Source organism: Solirubrobacter phytolaccae, assembly GCF_027587195.1.
GTDB classification, from domain to species: domain Bacteria; phylum Actinomycetota; class Thermoleophilia; order Solirubrobacterales; family Solirubrobacteraceae; genus Solirubrobacter; species Solirubrobacter phytolaccae.
The window spans coordinates 80067-104197 of sequence record NZ_JAPDDP010000008.1; the positions used below are offsets into that span (position 1 = coordinate 80067).

General features: G+C 69.2%; 23 protein-coding genes. 17 read left to right on the forward strand and 6 right to left on the reverse strand.

All coding sequences use genetic code 11. The annotated features are described in order from the left end of the window. Positions 1-65: 65 nt before the first annotated feature. Complete coding sequence (locus OJ997_RS06540) at positions 66-875, reverse strand: hypothetical protein (RefSeq protein WP_270024257.1); 810 nt, start codon at positions 873-875, stop codon at positions 66-68. Between the two features lie 1005 nt (positions 876-1880). On the opposite strand from OJ997_RS06540, the gene OJ997_RS06545 reads away from it, so the two are divergent. The 4 genes from OJ997_RS06545 to OJ997_RS06560 all read left to right on the forward strand — a co-directional run bounded on the left by OJ997_RS06545 (position 1881) and on the right by OJ997_RS06560 (position 5230). Then, positions 1881-3038, forward strand: coding sequence for a pentapeptide repeat-containing protein (locus OJ997_RS06545; RefSeq protein ID WP_270024258.1), 1158 nt, complete (start codon positions 1881-1883; stop codon positions 3036-3038). Positions 3039-3101: 63 nt separating this feature from the next. Continuing rightward, a complete protein-coding gene (locus tag OJ997_RS06550; RefSeq protein WP_270024259.1) occupies positions 3102-4223 on the forward strand; it encodes a PIN domain-containing protein in 1122 nt (373 codons plus the stop codon). Next, on the forward strand, positions 4204-4743 hold the full coding sequence (locus OJ997_RS06555) for a hypothetical protein (protein ID WP_270024260.1): 540 nt from the start codon (positions 4204-4206) through the stop codon (positions 4741-4743). The genes OJ997_RS06550 and OJ997_RS06555 overlap by 20 nt, the downstream gene beginning before the upstream one ends. A 19-nt stretch (positions 4744-4762) precedes the next feature. Continuing rightward, positions 4763-5230 (forward strand): DUF3800 domain-containing protein, encoded by a 468-nt coding sequence (locus tag OJ997_RS06560; protein WP_270024261.1) that lies wholly within the window; start codon positions 4763-4765, stop codon positions 5228-5230. Between the two features lie 111 nt (positions 5231-5341). Here OJ997_RS06560 and OJ997_RS38080 read toward each other — a convergent pair whose 3' ends face one another. Next, positions 5342-5794: a GmrSD restriction endonuclease domain-containing protein gene (locus tag OJ997_RS38080; RefSeq protein ID WP_372517874.1), complete on the reverse strand. Its 453-nt coding sequence runs from the start codon at positions 5792-5794 to the stop codon at positions 5342-5344. Between the two features lie 169 nt (positions 5795-5963). Between OJ997_RS38080 and OJ997_RS06565 the strand changes: the two genes are divergently transcribed. From OJ997_RS06565 to OJ997_RS06600, 8 genes are all read left to right on the forward strand, one after another. Then, positions 5964-6149 carry a hypothetical protein gene (locus OJ997_RS06565; RefSeq protein WP_270024262.1) on the forward strand — a complete coding sequence of 62 codons (186 nt, stop codon included), beginning with the start codon at positions 5964-5966 and terminating at the stop codon, positions 6147-6149. A 385-nt stretch (positions 6150-6534) separates the two neighbouring features. Beyond that, on the forward strand, positions 6535-7863 hold the full coding sequence (locus OJ997_RS06570) for a phosphoheptose isomerase family protein (RefSeq protein WP_270024263.1): 1329 nt from the start codon (positions 6535-6537) through the stop codon (positions 7861-7863). Positions 7864-7963: 100 nt separating this feature from the next. Next, positions 7964-9517, forward strand: coding sequence for an FAD-binding protein (locus OJ997_RS06575; RefSeq protein WP_270024264.1), 1554 nt, complete (start codon positions 7964-7966; stop codon positions 9515-9517). Positions 9518-9530: 13 nt separating this feature from the next. Further along, the gene (locus OJ997_RS06580; protein WP_270024265.1) at positions 9531-10565 is read left to right on the forward strand and encodes a beta propeller repeat protein; all 1035 of its coding nucleotides are present in this window, start codon (positions 9531-9533) and stop codon (positions 10563-10565) included. 122 nt (positions 10566-10687) lie between these two features. Then, positions 10688-10963: a hypothetical protein gene (locus OJ997_RS06585; protein ID WP_270024266.1), complete on the forward strand. Its 276-nt coding sequence runs from the start codon at positions 10688-10690 to the stop codon at positions 10961-10963. 84 nt (positions 10964-11047) lie between these two features. After that, entirely contained in the window at positions 11048-11596 is a 549-nt protein-coding gene (locus OJ997_RS06590) for a hypothetical protein (protein WP_270024267.1), read from the forward strand. Positions 11597-11653: 57 nt separating this feature from the next. After that, positions 11654-12226: a dihydrofolate reductase family protein gene (locus OJ997_RS06595; RefSeq protein ID WP_270024268.1), complete on the forward strand. Its 573-nt coding sequence runs from the start codon at positions 11654-11656 to the stop codon at positions 12224-12226. After that, positions 12223-12849 carry an MBL fold metallo-hydrolase gene (locus tag OJ997_RS06600; RefSeq protein WP_270024269.1) on the forward strand — a complete coding sequence of 209 codons (627 nt, stop codon included), beginning with the start codon at positions 12223-12225 and terminating at the stop codon, positions 12847-12849. Before OJ997_RS06595 ends, OJ997_RS06600 begins: the two co-directional genes overlap by 4 nt. A 7-nt stretch (positions 12850-12856) precedes the next feature. Here the strand turns inward: OJ997_RS06600 and OJ997_RS06605 are convergent, their stop codons facing one another. From OJ997_RS06605 to OJ997_RS06615, 3 genes are all read right to left on the reverse strand, one after another. Next, a complete protein-coding gene (locus OJ997_RS06605) occupies positions 12857-13831 on the reverse strand; it encodes an ABC transporter permease (RefSeq protein WP_270024270.1) in 975 nt (324 codons plus the stop codon). 79 nt (positions 13832-13910) lie between these two features. Further along, positions 13911-14924 (reverse strand): hypothetical protein, encoded by a 1014-nt coding sequence (locus OJ997_RS06610; protein WP_270024271.1) that lies wholly within the window; start codon positions 14922-14924, stop codon positions 13911-13913. Positions 14925-14968: 44 nt separating this feature from the next. Continuing rightward, positions 14969-15373, reverse strand: coding sequence for a MarR family winged helix-turn-helix transcriptional regulator (locus tag OJ997_RS06615; RefSeq protein WP_270024272.1), 405 nt, complete (start codon positions 15371-15373; stop codon positions 14969-14971). Positions 15374-15425: 52 nt separating this feature from the next. On the opposite strand from OJ997_RS06615, the gene OJ997_RS06620 reads away from it, so the two are divergent. The 4 genes from OJ997_RS06620 (at position 15426) to OJ997_RS06635 (ending at position 20112) form a co-directional block, all read left to right on the forward strand. Then, positions 15426-15740 (forward strand): SRPBCC family protein, encoded by a 315-nt coding sequence (locus OJ997_RS06620; RefSeq protein ID WP_270024273.1) that lies wholly within the window; start codon positions 15426-15428, stop codon positions 15738-15740. A 98-nt stretch (positions 15741-15838) separates the two neighbouring features. Beyond that, on the forward strand, positions 15839-16570 hold the full coding sequence (locus OJ997_RS06625; RefSeq protein ID WP_270024274.1) for a DedA family protein: 732 nt from the start codon (positions 15839-15841) through the stop codon (positions 16568-16570). Between the two features lie 9 nt (positions 16571-16579). Continuing rightward, positions 16580-19693 (forward strand): AAA family ATPase, encoded by a 3114-nt coding sequence (locus tag OJ997_RS06630; protein WP_270024275.1) that lies wholly within the window; start codon positions 16580-16582, stop codon positions 19691-19693. Then, positions 19690-20112: a hypothetical protein gene (locus OJ997_RS06635; RefSeq protein WP_270024276.1), complete on the forward strand. Its 423-nt coding sequence runs from the start codon at positions 19690-19692 to the stop codon at positions 20110-20112. The genes OJ997_RS06630 and OJ997_RS06635 overlap by 4 nt, the downstream gene beginning before the upstream one ends. A 58-nt stretch (positions 20113-20170) precedes the next feature. On the opposite strand, the gene OJ997_RS06640 is transcribed toward OJ997_RS06635, so the two are convergent. Next, on the reverse strand, positions 20171-23077 hold the full coding sequence (locus tag OJ997_RS06640; RefSeq protein WP_270024277.1) for an amidase: 2907 nt from the start codon (positions 23075-23077) through the stop codon (positions 20171-20173). 130 nt (positions 23078-23207) lie between these two features. Here OJ997_RS06640 and OJ997_RS06645 point away from each other — a divergent pair, with 130 nt between their 5' ends. Continuing rightward, positions 23208-24125 carry a methyltransferase domain-containing protein gene (locus OJ997_RS06645; RefSeq protein WP_270024279.1) on the forward strand — a complete coding sequence of 306 codons (918 nt, stop codon included), beginning with the start codon at positions 23208-23210 and terminating at the stop codon, positions 24123-24125. Positions 24126-24131: the final 6 nt, after the last annotated feature.

A 24131-nucleotide genomic window follows, 5' to 3' on the forward strand; every position in this document is an offset into this window, starting at 1 on the left:
ACGCTCTCAAGCAGGTCGAAGGCGAGCAAGCGACGCGTCGGCGGAGTTCGCCCGAGGAGCTCCCGTCACCGCACTGCCGCTCCCTTCAACCGTGCCAGCTTCTTGGCGGCAGCGCCGGGAGCCAAGCCGAAGACGTGCTCGAACAAGCTCGTCTTCTCACGCGAAGGGGCCGAAACAAATCGGACCGACCTGGTCTGGGTTTGCGGGATGCCTACGACGCCGCGACCACGCACGCCTGCGAAGATCATTCCGCCAGACGTGGTGATCAGTTGACCTTCGACCGGCTCGCCGACACGTGGACGAATCTGGACGGTCGCTAGACGATCAGGCTCGATGACTTGGTCAACCAGGTCGGCGCCGAGGACCAGGGCGAAAGTGCAACCGAGCAGCCCGAAAATGAGGCGACGCGTCAACCGGACCGTCTCGTGATAGGTCCAATCGTCGAATCGCTGAATCACCGTAAACACTGCGACTGCGGTCAATATGGCAACGACTGCTTCAGCTGGCGGAGCTGTCCAAGCGACGATGGCCACCACGGCGAGGAGCAGCGTTAGTGCCTTCTTCAACCGAGCGGGGGCAGGACGCGATGGGGTTCCGGGCGGCAACCAGAACCCCTCCAGTTGGCGTGTTCGTCGGGTCCAGAAAGCTCCCACGGCCACCGCCACAGTCGCGAGGATCGCGACGACGATGAGCGCACGGAGGCCTGCTTGGATGCCAGCAGCGAGCAGTTGCTCAAGTGGGATTAGCGGCAGGGTGTCGGACACCGTGAGCCCCGCGGCAGCGAGCTGTGCGGTCTTCAAGCCCGCACCGAAGACATACATCCCGCCGACTGACAGTGCAGCGAACGCCGGGATAAGAGCAATGAACTCGAACACACGGGGGGAGTTGCCCGACGATGGCGATGCTCTAGGCACTCGTCAAGTATCGACCGCGTTGCGGACGTCGAGCGGAGGGTTGCCACGGCGCCGTTCAGGCACGCGGGCTCCGCCAGTGAATTCTCCAGTCCGCTTCTGGCGTCCAGCGAGGTGCTGTTTGTCGACGAACCCGTTGCTCGTGCTCTCGGCCGCCAGACAGCGCGTCGCACATCCGCTCGCGGGTCAGACTCGGCCACAGCAACCCCGGCATCACCGCGATCTACCTTCAAGGCCTCGACGACGCCGAAAACATCGACACTTTCCACGCCCGACGGGCGCCCATAGTTCCGGTACACACGCGCTGACACTGTCGAGGCGTCGTCGGACGCCGCGCAAAGCAGCAGTCGGGCCGCCGGCGCCGGTGACCGCTGGTCTTCGTCCGAAGCAACAGCCAGCGCGCTGGCGGGCGTGATTGGCGAGGAGCAGTGAAAACTTGCCTGCGAGGTTAGCCTCGGATGCGATCCCGCGCGACGTTCGGCGCAGTACGGGTGGGCCTGTCCGTCCTCGTGGAAGTCGTAGCCGTGGTCGCTGTTCCAGAAGTCCTGAGTTCGCGCTCGCGGCTACCGTCGGTCAGCATCCCAGTTATCCGATAGATCACAGGCCCGTCGAACGCGCCGGCATCTCGTGCCGTTAGGACACGCGAGACCGGTGTGTCATTGCGCGATGATCTTGCCGTCTCCCTCGCCGAAGTGCACGCCGCCCGTGCAGGCATCGCACACGTGCATGCCGTCGGCCGGGTCTTCTTAGCCAGCGGTACTCGGCACCAGGCATCGTTGGACCGAGCTGAGGTGATCGTGACACCCGCTCGGGTGCCCCGCGGGGCGCGTGTGCCTCGTGGCCCCCTTGGAGAACGAAGTGATCTCCCTTTCACTAGTGCGAACCGAACTCGAGCCAGGCCGACGCTCCGCGCGACGTCTCCTGAGCGGCAACGGCACGAGGGGGTCGAGTCCTCGGTACGGTTCGGCTGTGCGCGTCCATTTGATGATTTCCTTAGTGGTGGCCGCCGCTGCCGGCCCGTTCCTCGCAGTCGGGGGCGCTCTTGGGCAGACGCCGGCGCCAAGTTCCACAGCCTCGCCCGCCGTCACGGCCCCGCCGACCTCGACGGCCGCGGCAGGCGGCGAGGATCTTGATCGCAAGAAGCTTGAGGCCGAGATTGCGAAACTCGCGGAAGAGAAGGAAAAGCTCAGCGACGACCACGGCACGCTGGCGGACATCGCCCGCATTGCGCCGTTCGTGACCGCGATTGTTGGACTGTGCGCGCTGTTCGGCACCCTTTGGAAGCAGATTGAGGAAACGGGGCGGGCTAAGGCCGATGAGGTTGAGCAGCGCAAGAAGGACCGGCTTCAGCGCTTCGATGAGCAGTTCGACCAGATGGTCACGCAGCTGGGCTCGACGGATCCCGCGATCCGCGCTGCAGCGACGACGCGCGTAGCATCTTTCCTCAAGCCCGACCAGCAGGAGTTCCACGAGCAGGTATTTCTGTTGTTGATAACCGCGCTGCGCTACCCGCGCGGAGATGTCGGCGACAAGATCGTCGCGCGCACCTTCCAGCGCGCGGCGCACGCCCAGATCCCGGTGCTGCGGGGAGAGACCTCGGACCTGCAGCTCGACTTCTCGCACTGCTCGATTGGACGTGTGGACCTATCGGGGCTCGACCTGCGGGGCGCGGACATCGGCTTCGCCGACATGCACGGCGCGCGCCTAGTCAAGACTAACCTTCGGCGGGTCGCGGGATATGGCGTGGACCTCTCCGGTGCAACGTTGACGGGTGCCGATCTGCTCGAGGCGCGATTGTTGGAGGCGAAGTTGGTGCGCGCGCGACTCACTGGCGGCGCCAACCTCGTGTCCGCCAAGCTCAAGCGCGCCGATGCGCGCGGTGCGCATTTCCTACAAGCCCAGCTGCAGGAGGCGCACTTCGAGGACGCCGACCTGCGAGGTGCGCGCTTCGAGCAGGCCAACCTCAATAACGCATACTTCGAGGGAGCGACGTTCGACGACTCGGCGCTTGCCAGCATCGCGGGCGGCGCAGTGCACTGGCGCGAGGCGCGTTTTGACGCTACTGTCCGCGAGAAGCTCGAGCAACTAAGCAGTGCTGCGAAGAAAAAGGGGGCCCGACCCCACTAGGACGCCGGGACACCCCCGCGTCAGAGTAGCGGTTGTGAGCGCTCTCACCGCTACCGTATACCGGTGCGCGTCTTCCTCGATACCTCGGTCCTGTTCGCCGACCTCGCGATGCTCGGAGCGCGCTCGCAGCTGATCCTCGGCCAGTGCCGCGCGGGCAGTTTCGACGTCAGCATCCCGGAAGTCATTCTTGCCGAGGTGCGCAATCACGCCCGCCAGCGCATCGAACGAGACGTGAGTCGGATCACCGCGGGCAACACGGGGCTCGGCCGTCTCGGGCTCGCCGGCAGTTCTGCGCCGTCCGCAGACGTGCTCGTTGGCGAGTTCGAGCGCGCGCTTCGCCGCCGCTTGCTCGGTCACCGAGTGGATCTGCCCGGACTCCGACAAGTCGACCACGCAGTGCTTGTAGAACGATCGATCGCCGCCCGCAAGCCTTTTCGTGCCAGCGATAAGGGCTACCGCGACACGCTCTTCTGGTTCGAGATGCTCGAAGCGGCCCGCAGCGAGAGGGTCGTACTGGTCACGAACGACCTCCAGGACTTCGCCGACGCCGCGCATGCGGGGCTACACCCACATCTTTGTGAGGACCTGTCCCGGATGGACCGAGCCGGCGCCGTTGCGCTGTTCACTTCATTGGAGGCGTTCGTCGACGCCCACGTCCCGACTAGCGAGCGGGTCCTAGCCCAGGTCAAGCGACTGATCGAAAACGACGCGACGTTCCGAGACGAGGTCGAGACTACGATCTCGAGAGCAGTGAGCGACACGTCACAGTGGCCGTACCACGTCGGTCTAACGCTGGTCGAGGCCGAGGGTCCGTCGATGATGGGCGAGGAATCGTCCGACTCCACCGACGTCGACGACTTCGTCTTTCTGACGACGCCAGAGGCCGACCACGCGTGGGAGCTCGATGACGAAGGCCAAGTTGTGGTTGAGTTCACGGCGGAGGCCGAGGTCCGCTTTAGTCACGTCTTCACCCCCACCGCAGGCGAATGGCTGGTGGAGCGCGGCTCCAACGTCGATTTCTACGATCAGTCCGAGAGCTACTGGGCCGGTACGACCGACAACGAGGTTGCTGTACGGCTCGCCGCGGTTTTCGACCCCGAGCACCGGACGCTTGAGGAGCCTGAGCTGACCGAGCTACTCGACCGGCCGAACGACCAATCGGACGATGAAGTACCGCCGTTCTGACCGGCCGCTGCCGGTCGTCTCGATTGACGAGACCGGGAGTACCGGCGAGCGCTTGCTCGACGCTGACCAGCCCACGTTTGCGCTTTGCGCCGTCCACCTTGAGGCCGAGGTCGCGCACGAAATAATTGCACCGTATCTCCGCGACGGCCGGCGTGAGCTGCATTTCGTCTCGCTGCGCCAGAGCCCCGCGGGGCGCGCCGACATCGCTCGGCTGCTGGGGGACCAGCGCCTGACCACCGCGGCGTGCCGTGTGAGCGTCTGTCACAAGCCGACTGCGCTCGCCGCCAAGACAGTCGACTGGCTACTCGAGCCGATCCTCGCCGCCCTCGGTCACGACCTCTACGCGGAGCAGGCGAATGTCAACCTCACTGAATTCGTCTTGGCGCACGGGCCAAAAGCGTGCGGTGCGGACGCGTGGGACTCGTTCATGCTCGCGGCGATGGAGCTCCTGTGGAAAAGGCGGGCCCGATTCCTTCGCGCACTACCGCCGCGCCCTCGCGCGCTGTCGCTACCGCTGTGACGAAAATGCGCTCGGGCAGGTGCTGCGGGTGTTACCCGATCGCGACGAGGCGTTGCGGCGCCTCGCGCCCGCGGACGGAACCCCGCCGCTGCTGGACCTCATGCTCTCCGCCGTCTATGAGCAGTCAATGCACTGGTCGCAGCGTCTCGGCTGGCACGTGATAGAACACGACCGCTCGGACATCCTCGAACTGTGGAGGGACCAGCTGCTCGCGCTCGCGGACCCGAAGCGGGTACGTGAGCTGGCCATCACGCCGAGCGCTCAGATGCGGCGGATCAAACTTGATGATCTGGTGCCCGTCGATTCGCGGGAGTCACCCGCCGTGCAGATCGCCGACGTCGTCGCCGGAGCGTGCCGTGCGTGGTTGAACGCGCGCGGCGGTCATGGCGAGCGCCCCGAGTTGCTCGATGCCATTGAGGGTGCGGGCACGCTTCAGCTGATCGACTGGTGGGTGTGGCCGGAACGACTGCTGCTGCCGCAGCGCTAGCGAGCAAGAGGATCTCCACCGTTGCGAGCGAGTCATCGGACGACCGGCCGCGGGCAACCGCGCCGTGTGGCCACGTACGACCGGTGGAGCTCATCGGTCCGGCACCCAGATTTAGGCGACGAGGGTAGGGGCCACCGTGCCAGGTGCATTAGAGTCATCGCGACCATCGCGAGACGCGAGATCGTGCGTCAGACGCGCGCGTTCCTCGTCGTCAAAGGCGTCCTCCCGAATGGCGGTCGGAGTCTGCGGCAGGATGTGTTCGATGGTCTTTGGTCGATCTGCGGCCTGCAGTTCGGCCCAAGCAACTGCGAGGTCCTCGTTGCCGGTCCGGTATCGCTCGTACTCGTAGAACAGATACCGCAGGCCGCCCCACGAGTACCAGTCGTTCTCACGCTCCGTGGGGTCCCTTGCCGAGGGCGGGCCCTCGGACCCGCCGAAAGCCAGCTCGCGGACCGCTGGTGGTCCCGTGGGCGCACCATCGTTCTCAATCTCGACGCGAACGCTAGCCGGTGCGCGCTGAGCGTCAGAGCCGCGGCTGGGCGAGTGTGACCTACCAGCAGCTATACCCGTGTTAGGCCTCGCCGAGTTACCACGCGGGGGACGGCGGCCTCGTCGGAGGACCGGTTAAGTTGCGATCACGGCGCGGCGGGAACCTGCCTGCCGGCGCAGGACGGCCCCGACGAGGTGATCTGGGGTCGGCCGCACTGAACCACAGTCACGTTGGAGGTAGTAGATGGAAGTCAGCGTTGCAGTGCTCACCGTCGCGCGCCGCGAAGCGGAGATCGCCGTATTCGAGAGCCCCGCCGACGCCGAGGACTTCGCGCGCAAGGAGCGAGACGAGGGTGCGGATGGGCAGATCGTCCACGGCATCCGGGTGGTGTCACGCGGTCAGACTGACCCCCGCGCGCTCCTCCCCTGACACCGCGTCCACCAGGAAATCGCCAACTCCGACGATGTGGGCGAGCGGCCGGGCCCCCGTCGGCAGACGCGACGGCCCGGCTGAGGCGCCGACCTCGGCCACGCTCGCCGAGATGTTGAGCGTCGGCCGACGGCGAGGCGACCGTACCGCCAGCGCTGCTTCCGCCTGGAATCGATCGCGAGACCACCGCGGCCTCGACTGCTGCTTTCCATGTCCGACTTCCCATGCGCTCGGGGTCTTGCGCCCTCGCCTCGAATCGTGCGATGCTCACGCGGTGAGCGAGTTCTTTGAAGCGTTCGAACCATGTCAAGTGCTCGATGACTAGATACCGGTGCAAGCAGTATCCGGCCACGAGGTCATCCGCGAAGGCTGAAAGGAGCGACGCATGACCGACCTTTCCGTTGGGCCCCCTCTCGCCGGCACGTCGTACATGGAGCTCTTCTACAGGGAGATCGAGCGGATCGGTCGGCACATTCGCGAGACACAGGTCACGGGGATCTGCGAAGCGATGAGGGTCGCCTACGAGTGTCAGGCCTCCGGCGGCCGGATCTTCTCGCATGTCCTGGTGGGACACTTCGCCATGTTCGCGGCAAGCCCTGGCATTCCTGGACAGCCCTCGGTGTTGCCACAGCGTGCCGACCGGGACATCTCGGCAGATTACGGCCAGATGAAGCCGGGTGACTTTCTGCTCACGAATGGCGCGTCGCTCGTCAACCCCGACAAGGGGACCATTCCCGATGTAGGGCCGGACGAAGCTCGCGCCCGAGGCGCGTACACCGTCGGCATCACCTGCAGCTATGTCCGCTTCTACAAGACGCCGATCGGGGCGTTGCTGCCGGTCAAGATGGGCACCTCGCTCGAGCAGATCTGCGACCGCGTGCTCGACAGCGGGTGCACGTGGAGTTGTGGCGTGATCTCGACACCGGAGATCCCCGAGTTCAAGATCATCTCGTCCAGTGGGCTCTCGCAGTTCCTGGTCTATTGGGCCTGCACCGCCGCTCTGTCCACGCAGGTCAGCACCGAGGGGTCAGACGACGGCGCCGGCGCGGCCCGCGAGTACCTCGACATTGCCTTGAGCAGCTTTGAGCGCATCCGCGAGCACGAATTCGAGCTGATCGATCGCGTTGCGCGGGCCTGGACCGACCGTGTGCTGCTGTTCGCGGGGTCGGCAGATCCCCCTCGCCTGCTCGTGTATGGGCACGCACAGGCCGGAGCGCCTTACGAGGGCACTCAGAACATGTTTGTCAATGACGCATATGAGACGGCTGCCGGCAGCATGATCATGCAGCCCTTCGACTTGTACAGGACGCAGCTCAAGGCCAGCGACATGGTGCTCATCGGCGCGATCAGCGCCGACAACAGCGACGAGATCCAGGTCGCTCAGTACGCCAAGCAGATCGGCGCGATGGTTGTGGCCTTCGGTCCCTTCGAAGGGAACACGGGTGCCGGCACACTCAGCGACTACGTGGATGTCGCCATTGATACGCATAGCCGCGACGGTGCGGGCGTGCTCGACATCTCGGGCTTTGACGAGCCGGTCTGTCCGATCAGCGGGCTTTCGGGGAACCTGGTGCTCTGGCTGCTGACTGCTCAATGGACCTACCACATGGTCCAACGCAACCAGACACCTCACTACTGGCAGAACTACTGGGAAGTCGGGGCGATCGAATACGACGATCAGGCCCAGGCGAGCTTTCTCGAGCGCGGCTACTAGCGCGATCGCAGCTCGGCTCACCAACCACACGCCGCTCATTCTCGATCATGGAGTCCTGAACGTGTCTACCCCGTCAGCGAACATCGGTTCGCGTCCAGTTGTGCTCAGCGACCGACAAGGATTCGACCGACGCTGGTTTGCCTCTCGCCTCGAGGCGGTGTATCTCCCTCGGGACGACGCCGAGGCGGTTACACAAGTCGGCGAGGCCGTCTCCCGTTACGGGCATGACGTCAAAGTCGCGTCCGGGCGTCATGGCTACGAGAACTTCACCTACAACGACACGACCAAGGCCATCGTCGACATGTCGTCGATGAACCGTGTCGGCTGGGATGAACGAAGAGGCGGGTATTTCGTCGAGGCGGGTTGTGAGAACTGGTCCGTCTACCGATCCCTGCTCAACGGGTTCAACAGGACGCTGCCTGCGGGAAGCTGCTACTCGGTTGGGGCTGGGGGTCACATCACCGGCGGTGGGTACGGGCTGCTGTCACGATTGCACGGGTTGACCGTCGACCACCTCAGCGCGGTCGACATCGTCACCTGGAACGCGGCGTCGAACTGCGCTGAGCTGCACCACGTATCGGCGACCAGCGCCTCGAGCGACGAACAAGACCTCTTCTGGGCCTTGCAGGGGGCCGGATGTGGCAATTTCGGTGTCATCCTGCGCTACTACTTCGATGAGCTGCCCGAGGCGCCGGAGTTCGCTTCGATCTACACCCTCTCCTGGGACTGGACCTCGATCGACTCAAGTTCCTTCGCGGACTTGCTGGCGGCATACGCCGAGTTCGTGAGTGACATGCCCGAGACCGAGTTCAGCTTGCTGAAGCTCACGCATGTATCGTCCGGGCAGCTCGGCATGATCGTTCAAGCCGTGTCCCCGCCAGGCACGTCTCGCCTCGACCACGTGACCGAGGTCGAGCGACGGTACACCGACGCGCGATCGCGCTTCGCCGCGGTCGCAGACCATGCGCCGTTGCGAACCCCGCTCGGCGGCCATCCGGGTTGGGCAGCGGTCCCCGTAGGCAACGAGAGCGTGCAACACGTCACCTATCTCGAAGCGCTGCAGACGCTGAACGGTTCGGGCCCCAACCAGTTCGGCAAGTACAAGTCCGCATACATGAACAAGGCCTTCCCGCCGGATCAAGTGGCGGCGATCTATCGCTGGCTCAACACGACCCCGAAGGGCGTCCTCGAGTCGGATATGAGTCAGAGTCTCTTGCAGGTCGACAGTTACGGGGGAGCCGTCAACCGAGTTGCTCCCAGCGCGACTGCTGTTCCCCAGCGCGACGCGATCATGAAGTTGCAGTATCAGACCTACTGGCTCAATGCCTCGGGTCCCGGCCAGGGATGCCAGGCCCCCTACGACGCTCAAGCGGCCGCCCATCTGGCATGGATCAACGACTTTTACCGAGAGGTCTACGCCGAGTACGGCGGGACTCCCGACCCGGCGAATGATCCGAGCGGAACGGTCGCGGGCGCATACTTCAACTATCCGGACAGCGTTCTCGGCACACACGACACGGGCGACGTCGGTGACGCGCTGTGGCTGTACTTCCTCGACAACTTTCGTAACAACCCCCGGAACCTGGTGGCCGTGAAGCGCCGTTGGGACCAGGCGAACGTGTTCCGTCACGCGCAGTCGCTTCCAGTAGAGTGAAACAGTCTCGCGCATGCGCATTGGTCCGCTCGCCCTCATCGCCTTCGTGCTCATCGCCGCGGCGACGGTGCCGTCGGAGTCCCGGGCCGCGCCGTTCGTGAGCGACGTTCACGTGGTCGACGGGTTCGGCACCGTGACCGCCTCCACCGGCCGGTCCGAGCTGCGGCAGTGGATCACGCGCGACGGTGGGCGAACGTTCGAGCGGTTGCGGGTCCGCGGCGAGCTGGACGTGTACGGAACGGTGTTGGCCAACGGGCTCGGGTACGCCCGGGTGGGGTCTGGCCGGCTCTGGCGCACGGTGGACGGTGGTCGGACGTGGAGGCGAACCGGGGTGCGCGGCGTCTTCAAGGTCGCCGCGACCTCGACCAGTGCGTGGGCGCTGCGGTCCAAGGGGCGGCGGGTGTGGCTCACGCGCAGCGACGACGGCGGCCGGAGCTGGACGACGCGCTCGCTGCGGGTCGGCGGGTTCGAGAGCCCGGCGGTGGACATCGACTTCGCCGACGCTGCTGACGGCGTGATCTCCGGTCTGCGCCCTAAAGACAAGCCGTTTCTGCTGGTCACGCACAACGGCGGCCGGACCTGGACTGAGCGCCGCTCACCCTGCGGCACGTTCAACTCCAAGGCCGCCCCTGACGTGCGCTGGCTTGTCTCCGGCACGCTGTGGCTCGTCTGCACCGGTCCGGGTGGCGCCGGCGCCGAAGCCGTCGAGGTCCACACCAGCATCGACGCCGGCCGCAGCTTTGCCCTGCGGTCGAGCGCGCCGCTCCCGGGCACCGGGCGGTCGGTCGGCCAGCTCGCCGTGCGCGGCCACTACAAGGGCTTCAGCCCCGTCTCGGATCGGCGAGCGTTCATGAGCTCGGGCTACGGATTCTCCGTCACGCGCGACGGCGGCCGCCGGTGGCGCGGGCTCCGCAGCCTGCCCGTCCAGCTCGACGGTGGCGGCTCGGTTCTGCAGGTCGACGGCAAGGTCCGCTACCTTGCGCTCGGCGTCCAAGGCCTCTGGCGCAGCCCCGACGCGGGCGCCCGCTGGCACCGCGTCAAGCTCTGATAGCGGCGCACGCCCCCGCTCCTGCCTTGATGACGTTTGTCATCGCCAGGCCGTGGAAAAGTCCCGCTAACCAGTGACTTGCGCCACTACTGGCGACGGTGGCGCGGAGCGAAGCTGGAGGCATGGAAAAGGATCCGCATCGCAGTCAGCCAGCGCGTCGCGCTGCCACCTTCAGCAAGGCGCGCCCCGACGAGTTGCTCCAGGACGTCCTCCGTCTTGGCCCGGCGCCGAACCGCTCACGGGAGACCTTCGTGACCGTCGTCAACGTCGTGCTCGTGGGCGCCGTCATTGCCCTCCTTCGCCCGGAGCCTGCCGTGATGGCCGCGCTCGTGGGGATCATCGCCGTGGTCACCGCGATCCGCTGGGCCGTCGGGTCCAGGAAGTGGGACAGGCGATGAGCAGCGTCCAGTGAAGTTCGAGTGGCGTCCCGCGCGCCGAGACGTCGCGCGGGCGCCGTCCGAACGTGGGACGACACTGCGCGGGTGATCGAAGACGGGTTCCACGACTTCCTGCTCGCGTCGGCGGGCGTCGCCGGTGCGCTGATCGGCTTGCTGTTCGTGGCCATCTCCGTCGCTCCGGAACGGCTCGTCGACAGCGGCACGCCCCAGTCGCACCGGGTGCGGGCGTCGACGGCGTTGACGGTGTTCATCAACGCGCTGACGGTCTCGCTGTTCGCGCTCATTCCCGGGATCGGGGCGGGCGGAGCGGCGGCGATCGTCGCCGTGATGGGTCTGCTGTTCATCGTCGGCTCGATCACGTCACTGCTCCGCGTGCCGCGTGGGCAACGCGGGCTGCGGGAGGTCGGCTTTCTGGCCGGGACCGCGGTGGTCTTCGCTCTGCAGCTCTGGTACGGCTTGCGCCTGGTCGCCGACGACACGGACGTGGGTGCGCTTCGCGGTGTCTGCGTGCTGGTCGTCGTGTGCTTCTTCATCGGGATCGCTCGAGCATGGGAGCTCGTCGGCGGCCCGTCGCTCACCGTTCGCAGCCAGGTGGTCGGCGCCCTGCGCGACCACGAACGGGAAACGCGATGAATTTTTCGACCCCTCGGAGTCATACCGGCTGACGGTCCCTGGACGAGGAGGAACGCGGTGCCGAAGGTGATCTACTCGATGGGTGGGGTCTCGGCCGACGGCTACGTCGTCGGGCCGGACGGGAAGTTCGACTGGACGGCGCCCGACGAGGAGCTGCACCGGTTTCACAACGAGCAGGTGCGCGGGCTCGGCGGGCATCTGCTGGGCCGGCGGCTGTACGAGACGATGGTCTACTGGGAGACGGCGGACAACCATGGCCCGGAGGTCGAGCGACAGTTCGCGCTGATCTGGCAGGCGCTGCCGAAGGTCGTGTTCTCGCGGACGCTGGACTCGGTCGAGGGGGCCAAGACGACGCTCGCGCACGACACTCTGCGCACTGAGGTGGCCTCGCTGCAACAACAGGCCACCGGAGACATCGCCATCGGCGGGCCCGAGCTCGCGGCCGAGGCGGCGCGAGAAGGTCTGCTCGACGAGTACCGGTTGTTCGTGCATCCGGTCGCGGTCGGCGGCGGCGTGCCGTTCTTCCCGCGCGATCACCGCGTCGACCTGGAGCTGGTGGAGACGCGCACGTTCAGCTCGCGCGTCGTGTACCTGCGCTACCGCGCGTCAACCAAGAAGGGGCAGTCATGACTCAGATCGCCATCAGCATCACGCCGATCTTCGTGGCCGACCTGCTGGTCGCCGAGGATGCGCGGATGCCGGTCTACGTGCACGTCATCGATCATCCCGACGGACGGGTGCTCGTCGACACGGGCCTCACAGAGCTGCACCCGGCGGCGGCCGACATGGACCCGCGCATCAAGCCGCTGCACACGCAGGAGGACTTCGACGTCGACAGCATCGACATCGTCGTCAACACGCACCTGCACTTCGACCACTGCGGCGGGAACCACCTGTTCGCCGGCAAGCCGATCTACGTGCAGCGACGGGAGCTCGAGGACGCGCGCACCGAGGACGACTACACCATCCGCGAGTGGGTCGATCCGCCCGGGGTGGAGTACCTCCCGGTCGACGGGGAGCATGAGCTGCTGCCCGGGCTCCGGCTCGTTCCGGCGCCGGGACACACGCAGGGCATGCAGGTGGTGGTCGTCGAGACGGGCGGACGTCCGGTCGTCGTGGGCGGCGATGTGGCGGTGTGGTTCGGTGAGCTCGACGAGCCGGAGAGCGAAGGTCAGCTGCGGGTGCGGGCGCTCGAGCCGGAGCGGGTCTGGCTCACGCACGAGCGCGAGGCGTGGCGACCCGGCCACGGCTGAGGCGGACTCAGAAGCCGCTGCCGCCGTCGCGAACGCGCGGGTCCAGGTGGGCCTGGTAGGCGTCGACCAGGAAGTTGGCGACCACGACGAGGACGACGGCTTCGAGGACCAGCGCCTCCAGCACGGGGACGTCGCGGCTGTAGATCGCGCCGCGGATCGTCAGGAACATCCCGGGGATGCCGAAGCCGAACTCGATCGCCGCGACCGAGATCAGCATGGTCGAGATGTTCACGCCGGTCATCGCGGTGATCGGCGGGAGGGCGACCGGCAGGGCGTGGTGGTTGATCACCCGCCGCGTGGGGACGCCCTTGGCCTGGGCGGTGCGGATGAAGTCCTCGCCGAGGGCGTCGCGCATGCTCGCCTCCGCGATCCGGGCGACGACGGCGGCGAGCGGGAGGGCACAGCACACCCACGGCACCCACATGGCCTTGAGGAACGCCATCGGGTCGTCGCTGAACGGCCGGTAGTCGCCCTGGCCGGAGACGAACGGGAGCTTGTACTCGCCGCTGCTCCAAGAGAAGTAGACGAGGACCACGAACGCGAGGAAGTACGGCGGACAGGAGAGCAGGAACGCCATCGCGACGTGCAGCGCGCGCGTGAGCCACGTGCCCGGGTGCGCGGCACACCAGCGGCCGGCGGCGATGCCGAGCAGCGTGCCGAGCAGCATCCCGCCGATGATCAGCTGCAGGTCGACCGGGACGCGATCGCGCATCATCGCCGCGACGGACCCCGCGCCCCAGCCGGTGCACAGCTCGATGTAGTCCGGCTTGCGCTTGCGCCCGGGGTTGCAGCCCTCGCCGGTGGTGTCGCCGAGCTCGCCCGTGACGAGGTCGACCATGTGCGCGGGCGTGTCCGCGATGGCCGCCCCCCAGCCCATCGACTTCACGCCGGTGTTCGCGTTGAACAGCACGTGGCCGGCCGCGAGGGCCAGCAACGCGGTCAGGACGAGCGCCACCGACCGGCGAGCGAGGAACTGGAACACGTGGTCCTTATGTCCGGTCCCGCCCGAATGTGTCTCCGCGGGTGGCTCGGACCCACGTGGTGGTTCGCGAGCGGACAGCTCAGGGCTGCAGCTCGGTCGGGGGCGTCACCTCCCGCTCGTCGGGGGTGCCTGTGCACCCCTCGGCCTCGGGGGTCTCGGTGCAGTTGGGTTCGATCGGCGGAACGGTCTCGTCGGGCTCGATCGGCGGTTCGGTCTCGTCGGGCTCGACCGGCGGATCGGTCTCGTCGTTGTCGGCGGCGTCGGCGCAGCCGGGATCGAAGCCGAAGTCGGCCTTGCCGTCGCCGTCGTCATCGCCGCCGTTCGCGCATTGCGTCTTGACGGTCTCCGGTCCGCTCTCGTCATCGTCCCGCGCGTTCTGGCAGTGCGGGTCGCCGGTGCCGTCGGGGTCGTAGTCGACCTTGCCGTCGCCATCGTCATCGCGATGGTTGCCGCACTGCGGCGTCTCAGCGTTCTCCTTCACCCGGTCACGGGCGGCACTGCGCTGCTGCGGGGCGAACGTCTTGATCGCCACGCTGTCGCCGCCCTTCTGGCCGGCGAACCACGCGCTGAGCACGATCGCGCCGCCGACCGCCTCCGGGGTGACGACGCCGGCCCGCGCGCCGAGGTCGACCAGCTGGTTGCGCAGCGTCTCGGACAGGTTCCGGAGCTGCTGCTTCTGGGCCAGGCTCGGTTCGCGGTCCAGGAACGCGCGCACCGCCCGGAGGTAGCTGACCTCGGCGATCACCACCGCGTGCACGTCGCGTTCGATCTCCTGCTCCTGCTCTCCGTCGACCTCGGCCGACTGCATGAACGTCCGCAGCTCGCGGGTCTTGTCGAGCGCCAGCTCGCGGCGCGAGCGGCTGATCTCCACCCACCCCTCGGTGCCCAGCTCGTTGAGCGCGCCGGTGAGGCTCGTGTTGGCGGACTGGAGCATCGTCAGGTGCGGCTTGAGCTCCTCCGCCAGCACGCCGCCCCGGCACGCGTTGGCGACGAAGCCGCCGATGGCGAGCAGCGCCGAGACGGCGCCGATGAACATCACCGTCGTCTGGAACGTGCTGCGGCGGGGTGGGCGGGGTTCGGATGGAGCGGCCATGCTCCCTGTGACCCGGTCCGCGCGCCGGGAGATACAGGACGTGATCAGGCGAGCCGCGGCAGCACCGCGTAGAGCGTCGCGCGCTCGGTGGCGCTCAGGCTCGCGAGGACCTCGTCCTCCATCGCGTGGATGTCCGCCTGGATCGCCGCGTGCTTCGCGCGGCCCGCCGCCGTGAGGGAGACGACCCGCGCGCGGCGATCCGACGGGTCGGGCTCACGCGCGACGAGCCCGTCGGCCTCGAGGCCGTCGAGGATCTTGATCAGGCGCGTCTTGTCGTAGCCCATGGACTCGGCGAGCGCGAGCTGGGTCGGGGTGGACCCGCGCGCCAGCAAGCTCAGCGCCACGTACGCCCACATGCTCACGCCGTGCGCTTCGAGCAGCGGGCGCTCGGCGTCGATGACGCGGCGGGCGGCACGTGCGAGCAGCTCTCCCAGATCCGGACGGTCCACCGCCCGGATGGTACGCGTAGACAAATCGTATGCGTCTGCTTATGATCTACGTATGCCTACGAATTTGTCCGTCACACGGTCGATCTCGATCCAGGCGAAGCCGGAGGCGGTGCTGGATCTCGTCGGTGACGCGCACGCGCTGCCGCGCTGGGCGCCCGGGTTCGCGCGCGGGGTGCGCGAGGCGGGAGCGCACTGGCTCGTCGACACGGGCGCGGGCGAGGCGCTGATCGACCTGCGCGTCTCGCGGGAGCGCGGCACCGTCGACATCGTGTCCGCGGAGCAGCCCGGGCGCGGCGTGTTCACGCGGGTGCTCGCGAACGGCGACGGCTGCGAGTACCTGTTCACGCAGTTCTTCCCGACTCGGTGAGCGAGGAGGACGTGCGCCGTCAGGTCGAGGTGGTCGAGGGGGAGCTGGAGACCGTCCGGCGGCTCACCGAGGCGCCCGCCGTGTGAGAAGGTTCTCCGATGCGTGGCGCTCTGGCGTTGATCGCGGCGGGGCTGGCCGTGGCCATCGCCTTCGGGGCGATCGAGGTGCCGAACATCGCCGCGCTCGTCGAGGACGCCACGACCCCGCTGGGCGCTTGGGTGTACCTGGGCGTCGGCGCGTTCGTGTTCCTCGAGACCACGGTGCTGCTCGGGTTCCTGATCCACGGGGAGCTGCTGCTGATGCTGGGCGGCGCGGCCGCGGCACGGGGTGACGCGTCGCTCGTCGTGATGATCGCCGTCGCGTGGCTCGCGGCGGTCGCCGGCGACATGGCCAGCCTGCAGCTCGGGCGCACCCTGGGCCGACCGTTCATCGAGCGCCGCGGCGCGCGCCTGAAGCTCGGCCCGGAGCGTCTCGCCCGCATCGACGGGTTCTTCGCCCGCCACGGCGCCAAGGCCCTGTTCCTCGGCCGCTTCACCGGGTTCCTGCGCTCGACGATGCCGTTCGTGGTGGGCAGCTCGGGCGGCGTCACCCTCCGCCGGCTGCTCCCGTTCAGCGTCGCGAGCGGCCTCGTGTGGACCGCGACCTTCACCGTCATCGGCTACGCGCTCGCGGGGGAGTTCGCGGACGCGGGCGCGATCGCCATGCGCGCCGGCGCCGCGGCGATCCTGCTCGTGGTGGCGGTGCTCACGCTCCGGTCGAAGCTCACGCGCGCGCAGCCGACGCCGGTGCTTCAGGAAACGTTTCACCAGCGAGATGCACATCCGCAGTAGTGTCGGTTCATGTCGGGCCGCCAGGCGTGCTTGACGTGTGACCGAGCGATCGAGCCGGACCACCGGTTCTGCCCGCGCTGTGGGACCGCGCTCGCGCCGGACGCGGCCGCGCCCGGTCGCAAGACGATCACGATCCTGTTCTGCGACCTCGAAGGGTTCACGAGCTTCGGCGAGCGCTTCGACCCGGAGACGCAGCTGCAGGTCATCGGCCGCTACTACGACGCGCTGCGGCCCGTCATCCAGGCGCACGGAGGGCGGCCGCAGAAGTACATCGGGGACGCGATCCAGGCGCTGTTCGGCGTGCCGCAGCTGCACGAGGACGACGCGCTGCGGGCCGCCCGCTGCGCGCTCGCGATGCGGGAGGCCTTGACGAAGCTCAACGTCGAGCTCGGCGCGCAGTGGGGCGTGACGCTGCGCGCCCGGTACGGGATCGCGACGGGTGAGGTCGCGGTCGGGTCGGTCGACGGGCAGCGGTTCTTCGCGCTCGGCGACCCCGTCAACGTGGCCAGCCGACTGGAGACCGCGGCGCCGCTGGATCAGGTGCTCGTCGACGCGCGCACCGCGAGCCTGCTCGACGGGCACGCCGTCCTCGGCCCCGCGGAGCCGCTGCGGCTCAAGGGCAAGTCGGCGCCGGTGCTCGCGTGCCGGCTGCGCGGACTCATCGATCACGACGACGACGCGCACGAGGCCGCGCCGCGCGCGCTCGTCGGCCGCGCGACCGAGCTCGCGGCGCTCCATGCCGCCCTCGACCACGCGTGCGAGCGGCGGCGCGCGACGGTGCGGACCGTGGTCGGCCCGGCGGGGATCGGCAAGTCGAGCCTCGTGCGGCGCTTCATGGACGAGGTGGAGCCGCGCGGCCGGGCGGTCTTCGGCCGCTGCCTGCCGTACGGAGAGGGCGTGACGCTGCGGCCGCTGGCGGAGATCGTCGAGCGGCTCGCGGGCGGCACGGACCGGCGGACGATCGCCGCCGTGCTGGGCGACGACGAGGACGCGCGGCGCGTCGCTGCCCGGATCTCACTCGGCGTCGGGTTCACGGAGGGTCCGGTGCCGTTCGACGAGATCGTGTGGGCGGCGCGGCGCCTGCTCGAGGCCGCCGCCCGCGAGCGGCCGCTGGTGGTCGTCGTCGAGGATGTCCACTGGGCGGCGCCGACGCTGGTCGAGCTGCTGGACCACGTGGCCGCGACCGCGCGCGAGGTGCCGCTGCTGATCGTCGGCCTCGCGCGCCCGGAGTGGCGCGAGCGCGCCGACCGCATCACCGGCGAGGTCACGCTCCCGCTCGGTCCGCTGTCCGCGCACGAGGCCGAGCGACTGCTGGCGCCCGAGGACGCGCTGACGGCCGAGCAGCGAACGGGCGTCCTGCACGCGGCCGAGGGCAACCCGCTGTTCCTGGAGCAGCTCGTCGCGCTCGCGGCGGAGACCGGCGCCGCGTCCACGGCCCTGCCGGCGACGGTCCAGGCCGTGCTCGGCGAGCGCGTCGACGCGCTCACGCCCGCCGAGCGCGAGGTCGTCGACTGCGCGGCGGTCGTCGGCCGGACCTTCGACCGCGCGCTCGTCGCCTCGCTCCTGACGCCCCGCCACCGCGACCGCGTCGACGCCTCGCTCCACGCGCTGATCGCCCGTGACATGCTCCGCCCCGACGGCGACGCGTTCCGCTTCTCGCACATCCTGCTGCGCGACGAGGTGTACGAGCTCGTCGCCAAGACGCGCCGTGCCGAGCTGCACCACCGGGTCGCCGACGCGCTCGTCGCGGAGGCCGCGCACGACGACATCGTCGGCTACCACTACGAGCAGGCGCACGCGTTCGGCACGGGGCTGCACCCGCGCGGCGACCCGGGGCAGGCGCGGATCGCGAACGCCGCCGCGACGCACCTCGGCGCGGCGGGGCGCGCGGCGCTCGGGCGCGACGAGCTGTCGGCGGCGGCCGGGCTGCTCGAGCGCGCGGTCGGCCTGCTGGAGCGCTACGACGATCCCGCGCTCGGCGTGCTCGCGCCCGAGCTCGGCGTCGCGCTCACGCACGGCGGGCAGCTGCCGCGCGCGAAGGCGGTGCTTCGCGACGCCGCGCGCCGGGCGGCGGCGCGTGGCAGCGCCGTCGACGAGGCGCACGCGCGCGTGGCGCTGCTCGGCGTCTACCTGCAGACGGGGTCCGCGGCACCGGAGATCCGTCGCCGCTTCCCGGCGCTGCGGACGATCTTCGAGGCGGCCGGCGACGAGCTCGGCCTCGCCCGGCTCTGGCGCCTGCGCGCGCTCATGCACTGGATCGACGCGCACTCCGCCGAGGCCGACGAGGCGTGGGAGCTCGCGGTCGATCACGCCCGCCGCGCCGGCGACACGCAGGGGTACGCCGACGCCTTCTGCTGGCTGGCCTCCTCGACGTTCGCGGGGCCGGCGCCCGCCGAGGAGGGGATCGTGCGCTGCGAGCTCATCCAGCAGGCGCTCGGCGACCTCCGGCGCGCGCGGGCGTTCGTGCTCCAGCCACTGGCCGCGCTGCACGCGATGCGCGGGGAGCTCGGCGCGGCGCGCGAGCTGATCGGCGCGAGCCACGCGATGCTCGCCGACCTGACCCCGAACCTGCAGACCGCGGTCGCCTACCACGAGGCGTTCATCGACATGCTCGCGGGCGAGCCCGATCGTGCGGAGGCGACCCTGCGCGCCGGCCACGACCGGCTGGACGCGATGGGCGAAACCGCGCTGCGTGCCGACACGGCGGCGGCGCTCAGCCGCGCCGTGTTCGAGCAGGGCCGGCCGGACGAGGCGCTCGCGCTCACCCGCGACGCCGAGCTCGGCGCGGCCGGCGACGACCGGTCGGCGCAGATCGCGTGGCGTGTCGCCCGCGCGCCCGTGCTCGCGCACCGCGGCGAGCTCGAGGACGCCGACCGCCTGTCCGCGGAGGCCGTCGCCATCCTCGGCGACACGGACTGGTTGCACGACCTGGCCGACGCGCTGCTCGTCCGCGCGGACGTGCTGCGCGTGTGCTCGGACGCCGACGCGGCCGAGACGGCGACCAGGGCTTCGCTCGACCACTTCGAGCGCAAGGGCGATGTGGTCATGGCCGAGCGCGCACGTGCGCGGCTCGTGCCGGCAGCACCCCAACCAACAGGAGGTGTTCCGCAGTGTCGGCGATGAAACCGCAGTTCGCGAAGGTGCTGGACGTCGTCACGCACGACGGCATGCAGGTCGTGGAGGCGAAGGGCGCGATCGACCTCTCGGGGGACGAGGAGATGGTGGACGTGTGGGTCAAGATCGTCCAGCCGTGGGACAAGTCGGCCCACGCCAAGGGCGTGGTCGCGTTCGGGCAGGGCACGAAGGACCTGGCTCCCGCGCCCGACGCCGCCCGCCAGGGAGGCTCGGAACGCGTGACCGAGTGGACCGCCGACGTCGTCTGCGCCGCGGGCGAGTTCAAGACGGACAAGGCCCGCGCCGAGGCCACGATCATCATGCGGGACAAGCCGGACGGCGAGATCCCGGGCATGGTGCTCGAGGTCTGGTGGTGGGAGGTCGTCGACCTGAGCGTCGAGCCACCTCCAGCCCAGTCGGCGTCGTAGACGCGGACGTCGGTGCCGCGCCGGGGCGACCAACCCCGGCGCGGCCTTGCTCAGTTGCTCAGCGCACCGTCATGCGCACGCTCGAAGCCGACTCGGGCTTGAGCGCCGCGTTGCCGAGGAAGCGCACCTGCACGGTGACCGTGGCGGCGCCGCGCAGCGACGCGGCCCGCAGCGTCACCCGCGACGCGAACGTGCACTTCGCGCCGAGCGCCGACTGCTTGGTGGAGAGCGTGCGCTTGCCCGCCTTCACCACGACCTGGACCTTGCCGCTGCAGGCGACCGCGCGGGTCGTGCCGGTGGGCAGCAGGACGGTGCCGGTGGTGCGCAGCGTCCGCTTGCCGATCCGCGTCGTGCGGGTGCTGAAGCGACGGGCCAGCGACGGTGCCTTGGCGGTCGCGCCGGAGACGGTCGGCGGGACCGTCGGCTGGGTGCCGTTGGTCGACGGCGCGGTGGTCGGCGCCTCCGTCTGGGGCTCCGGGACCTTCTCGATCTCGACGTCCACCGGGGTGGCCGTCGCGTCGTAGCGGAGCTTCGGGAGCTCGGTGGCCGTGATCGGCGTCGAGGCGAGCTGCTCGAGCGCGTAGCCGAAGCCGACCATCTTCGCGTCGTCCCACGCGCGCCCGACGAACTGCATCGAGAGCGGGTGGCCGTGGTCGTTGATGCCGACCGGGACGACCATGCCCGGGATGCCGATGTTCGACGTAGGCGGCGAGCCGAAGGACGCGCCGAGCGCCGCCGTGTCGTTGTCGGCGAAGTCCGACGTGTTGCCCGGGTAGAGGACCGCGTCGACGCCGTTGGCGTCCAGGTAGGTCTTCCAGTTGGCCTTGTACGCCGTGCGCCGGTCACGCGCGGCCTGCACCTGCGCGTCGGTCATGTCGGTCGCGTTCGCCGAGGTGCTCCGGTTGTACGGCAGCTTCTTGGGCGACGCGATGATCTCGTTCGGATGCGCGTACGGCGAGTTCGGGTGCGTGCGGATCCACTCGAACCAGCCCTCGTTGCCGAGGTTGCCGGGCACGTTCGGCGGCGCCGCGACGCTGCCGGTCATGTCGACGAACTCGACGCCCGCCGCGCGCAGCTGGTCGAGGATCGCGTTGTAGCGGTCGATCGAGCCCTGCGTGCCGTAGCTCGGCGTGGTGAACTGGCCCGGGACGAGGCCGATCTTCGCGCCCTTGAGCGCGTCGGCCTTGAGCACGGTCGTCCAGTCGGCCGGGCGCTTGCTGTCGGCGTCGGCCTGCACGGTCCCGATGTCCTCGGGGTCGGTGCCGGTGGTGACGTTGAGGATCTTCGCCAGGTCGGTGACCGTGCGCGCGAGCGGGCCCGCGTAGTCCTGGAGGAACGTCAGCGGCGCGACGCCCGCGCCGGAGCTCAGGCCGTCCGTGCCGCGCAGGGAGACGAGGCCGCCGGCCGCGCTCGGCGCGTACAGCGAGACGCCCGTCTGGGAGCCCATGGAGAACGTCGCGAACGACGCGGCGACCGAGGCGCCGGAGCCGCCGGACGAGCCCTGGGCGGTGGAGGACGGCTGGATCGCGTTCCACACCTGGCCCCACGGCGACTCGCTGTGGCGGCCCGAGTTCGCGAACTCGGACATGTTCGTCTTGCCGATGACGATCGCGCCCGCGGCCCGCATCTTCGCGACCTGGAACGCGTCCTTCTCCGGGCGGAAGCCCTCGAACACCAGCGAGCCATGCGTCATCGGCATGTCCTTGGTGTCGTAGAGGTCCTTGACGGCGACCGGGATGCCGAGCAGGTCGCTCTTCTTGCCGGCCGCACGGGCCTCGTCAGCGGCCTTGGCCTGCGCCATCGCGTCGTCGGCGACCTTGATGAACGAGTGCAGGCCGAACTGGCCCGTGTCGTAGGCGGCGATCCGGTCCAGGTAGGCGCGGACGATCTCCTGCGAGGTCGTCTTGCCGGCCGTCATGTCGTCCTGGAGCTGCGTGAGCGTCTTGCCGACGACGTCGTACTCGGACGTCGTGACGGGCTCGTCACTGACGGTGGGCGAGTCGTGCTCCGGCTGCGGCGTGGCGACCGTCGAGCAGTCGAGCCCGGCGATCGTGAAGTTGACGATCGTGCACTTCTGGCCGACGCTCAGGTCGTCCAGGACCGGGGTGGAGGCGAGCGAGGCGGCGGCGGTCCGCACGGCCGCGATCTGCGTGCCCGCGGCGCGTCCGCCACCCGTCTCGTTGCGGCCGATCACGACGAAGTGCACGAGCGAGACGGTCTCGCCCGGCTTGATCGTGAGCGTGCGGACGTAGCCGCGCAGGTTGGCCTCCATCCCCTCGGTGGGGATCGACGAGCCGAACGGGTTGCGCGAGTTGAAGATGCCGGTCCAGGCGAGCGCGCCGCGCGTGCCCGGCGTGCCGAGCACGACCGCCGACGGGCCGTTCTGCGTCGGGCCGGACGTGGGCGTCGTGGCGGACGCGTTGGGCGTGGCGTGCTCGACCCAGCTGTCCGCGGGCGTCACGCCGGTGTCACCGCTGGAGGAGTCGACGACCTCGGACTGGTTCTCGCCGTTGTTCTGGCCGAAGATGCCGCCGAAGCTGATCCGGACGTACTTCGGGCTCGTCGTCGTGTTCTTGAACGAGTCGACCCAGCGGCCCCAGTTCGCGGTGCGGGCGAACTTCAGGTGCCGGCTGATCTCGATCCCGCTCAGGTTCACCGCCTTGGTGGTCGTGAACTCGTCGACGCCGTCGAACGTGAGCCCGAACCCGCGCAGCAGCTCGCCGTCCATGCGGTGCTTCGGAACGCCGTCGACGTTCACGCGCAGGCCCGCGACGCTCAGCACCGAGTTGTCGGTCGTCGCGCGGATGCTGCCCGTGTCCAGGCCCGGCATCGCCGCGTCGTTGACGTCCCAGGTGATCCCGTTCGCGGACGGGATGTAGTTGATCGCTTGGGCGGGCGCGGCGACGGTCGCCGCAGCGGCGACCGTCAGCAGCGCGAGCGCGCTCAGCGAGGTACGACTTGACAAGAGAACTTCCTATCCGTGGAAATGACCACCCCCGAGTCTCCGTGAACGGGACGTGAACGGAATCCGACCGGCGGGTGAAAGAGATTCGACCGCGGGTCGACCGCGTAGGCGATTGGGCACAATGCCGCGCATGACCGAAGAGCTCGACGCGCTGCGCGAGGCGCGCTCCGCCTACGCGGAGGGCCGCAACGTGATGCGCCTGTTCCGCGACCGTGACCCGGCCGCCCGCAACAGCTCGGACGCGGTCCTGATCTCGTATGACCTGCAGAGCGGGAGCTATCGGCAGGCGCTCGAGGATCCCGAGCACCGCGAGCGCGTGGAGCGCTACTGGGGTGGCGTCGCCCGCGTCCTGAACGACTACGCGACCGACTCGATGCTCGAGGCCGGCTGTGGCGAGGCGACCACGCTGCTCCCGGTCCTGTCACGCCTGGACGCGCCGCCCGCGCGGGTCGCGGCCTTCGACCTCGCCTGGTCCCGGATCGCCCACGCCCGCGCCCACGCCCACGAGTTCGACGTGCCGACGCCCGAGCTGTTCGTCGGCGACCTGTTCGCGATGCCGGTTCGCGACGGCGCTTTCGACCTCGTCTGGACCTCGCACGCGCTCGAGCCCAACGGCGGCCGTGAACGGGAGGCGCTGACCGAGCTCGCCCGGGTAGCGCGTGAGTGGATCGTCCTGTTCGAGCCCAGCTACGAGCTCGGCAGCGCCGGCACGCGCGAGCACATCGAGGAGCACGGCTACGTGCGCGGCCTCCCGGCGACGGCGGAGGCGCTCGGCCTGGAGGTCGTCCGCCACGAGCTGCTGCCGGAGACCGCGAGCCCGGTCAACGAGACCCAGGTGCTCGTCCTGCGCAAGCCGCACGCGCCCGCGGCCTCGTCCGCCGACTGGCACGCGTGCCCGCGCTGCCGCGGCGAGCTGCAGGCGCTCAAGGGCGCGCTGTTCTGCGCGGCCGACGGCCTCGTCTACCCGCTCGTCGACGGCATCCCGGTGCTCTCGCCGCAGAACGGCATCGTCGCGAGCTCGTTCGCCGAGGATCTCACGGCTGGGTAGAGCCTC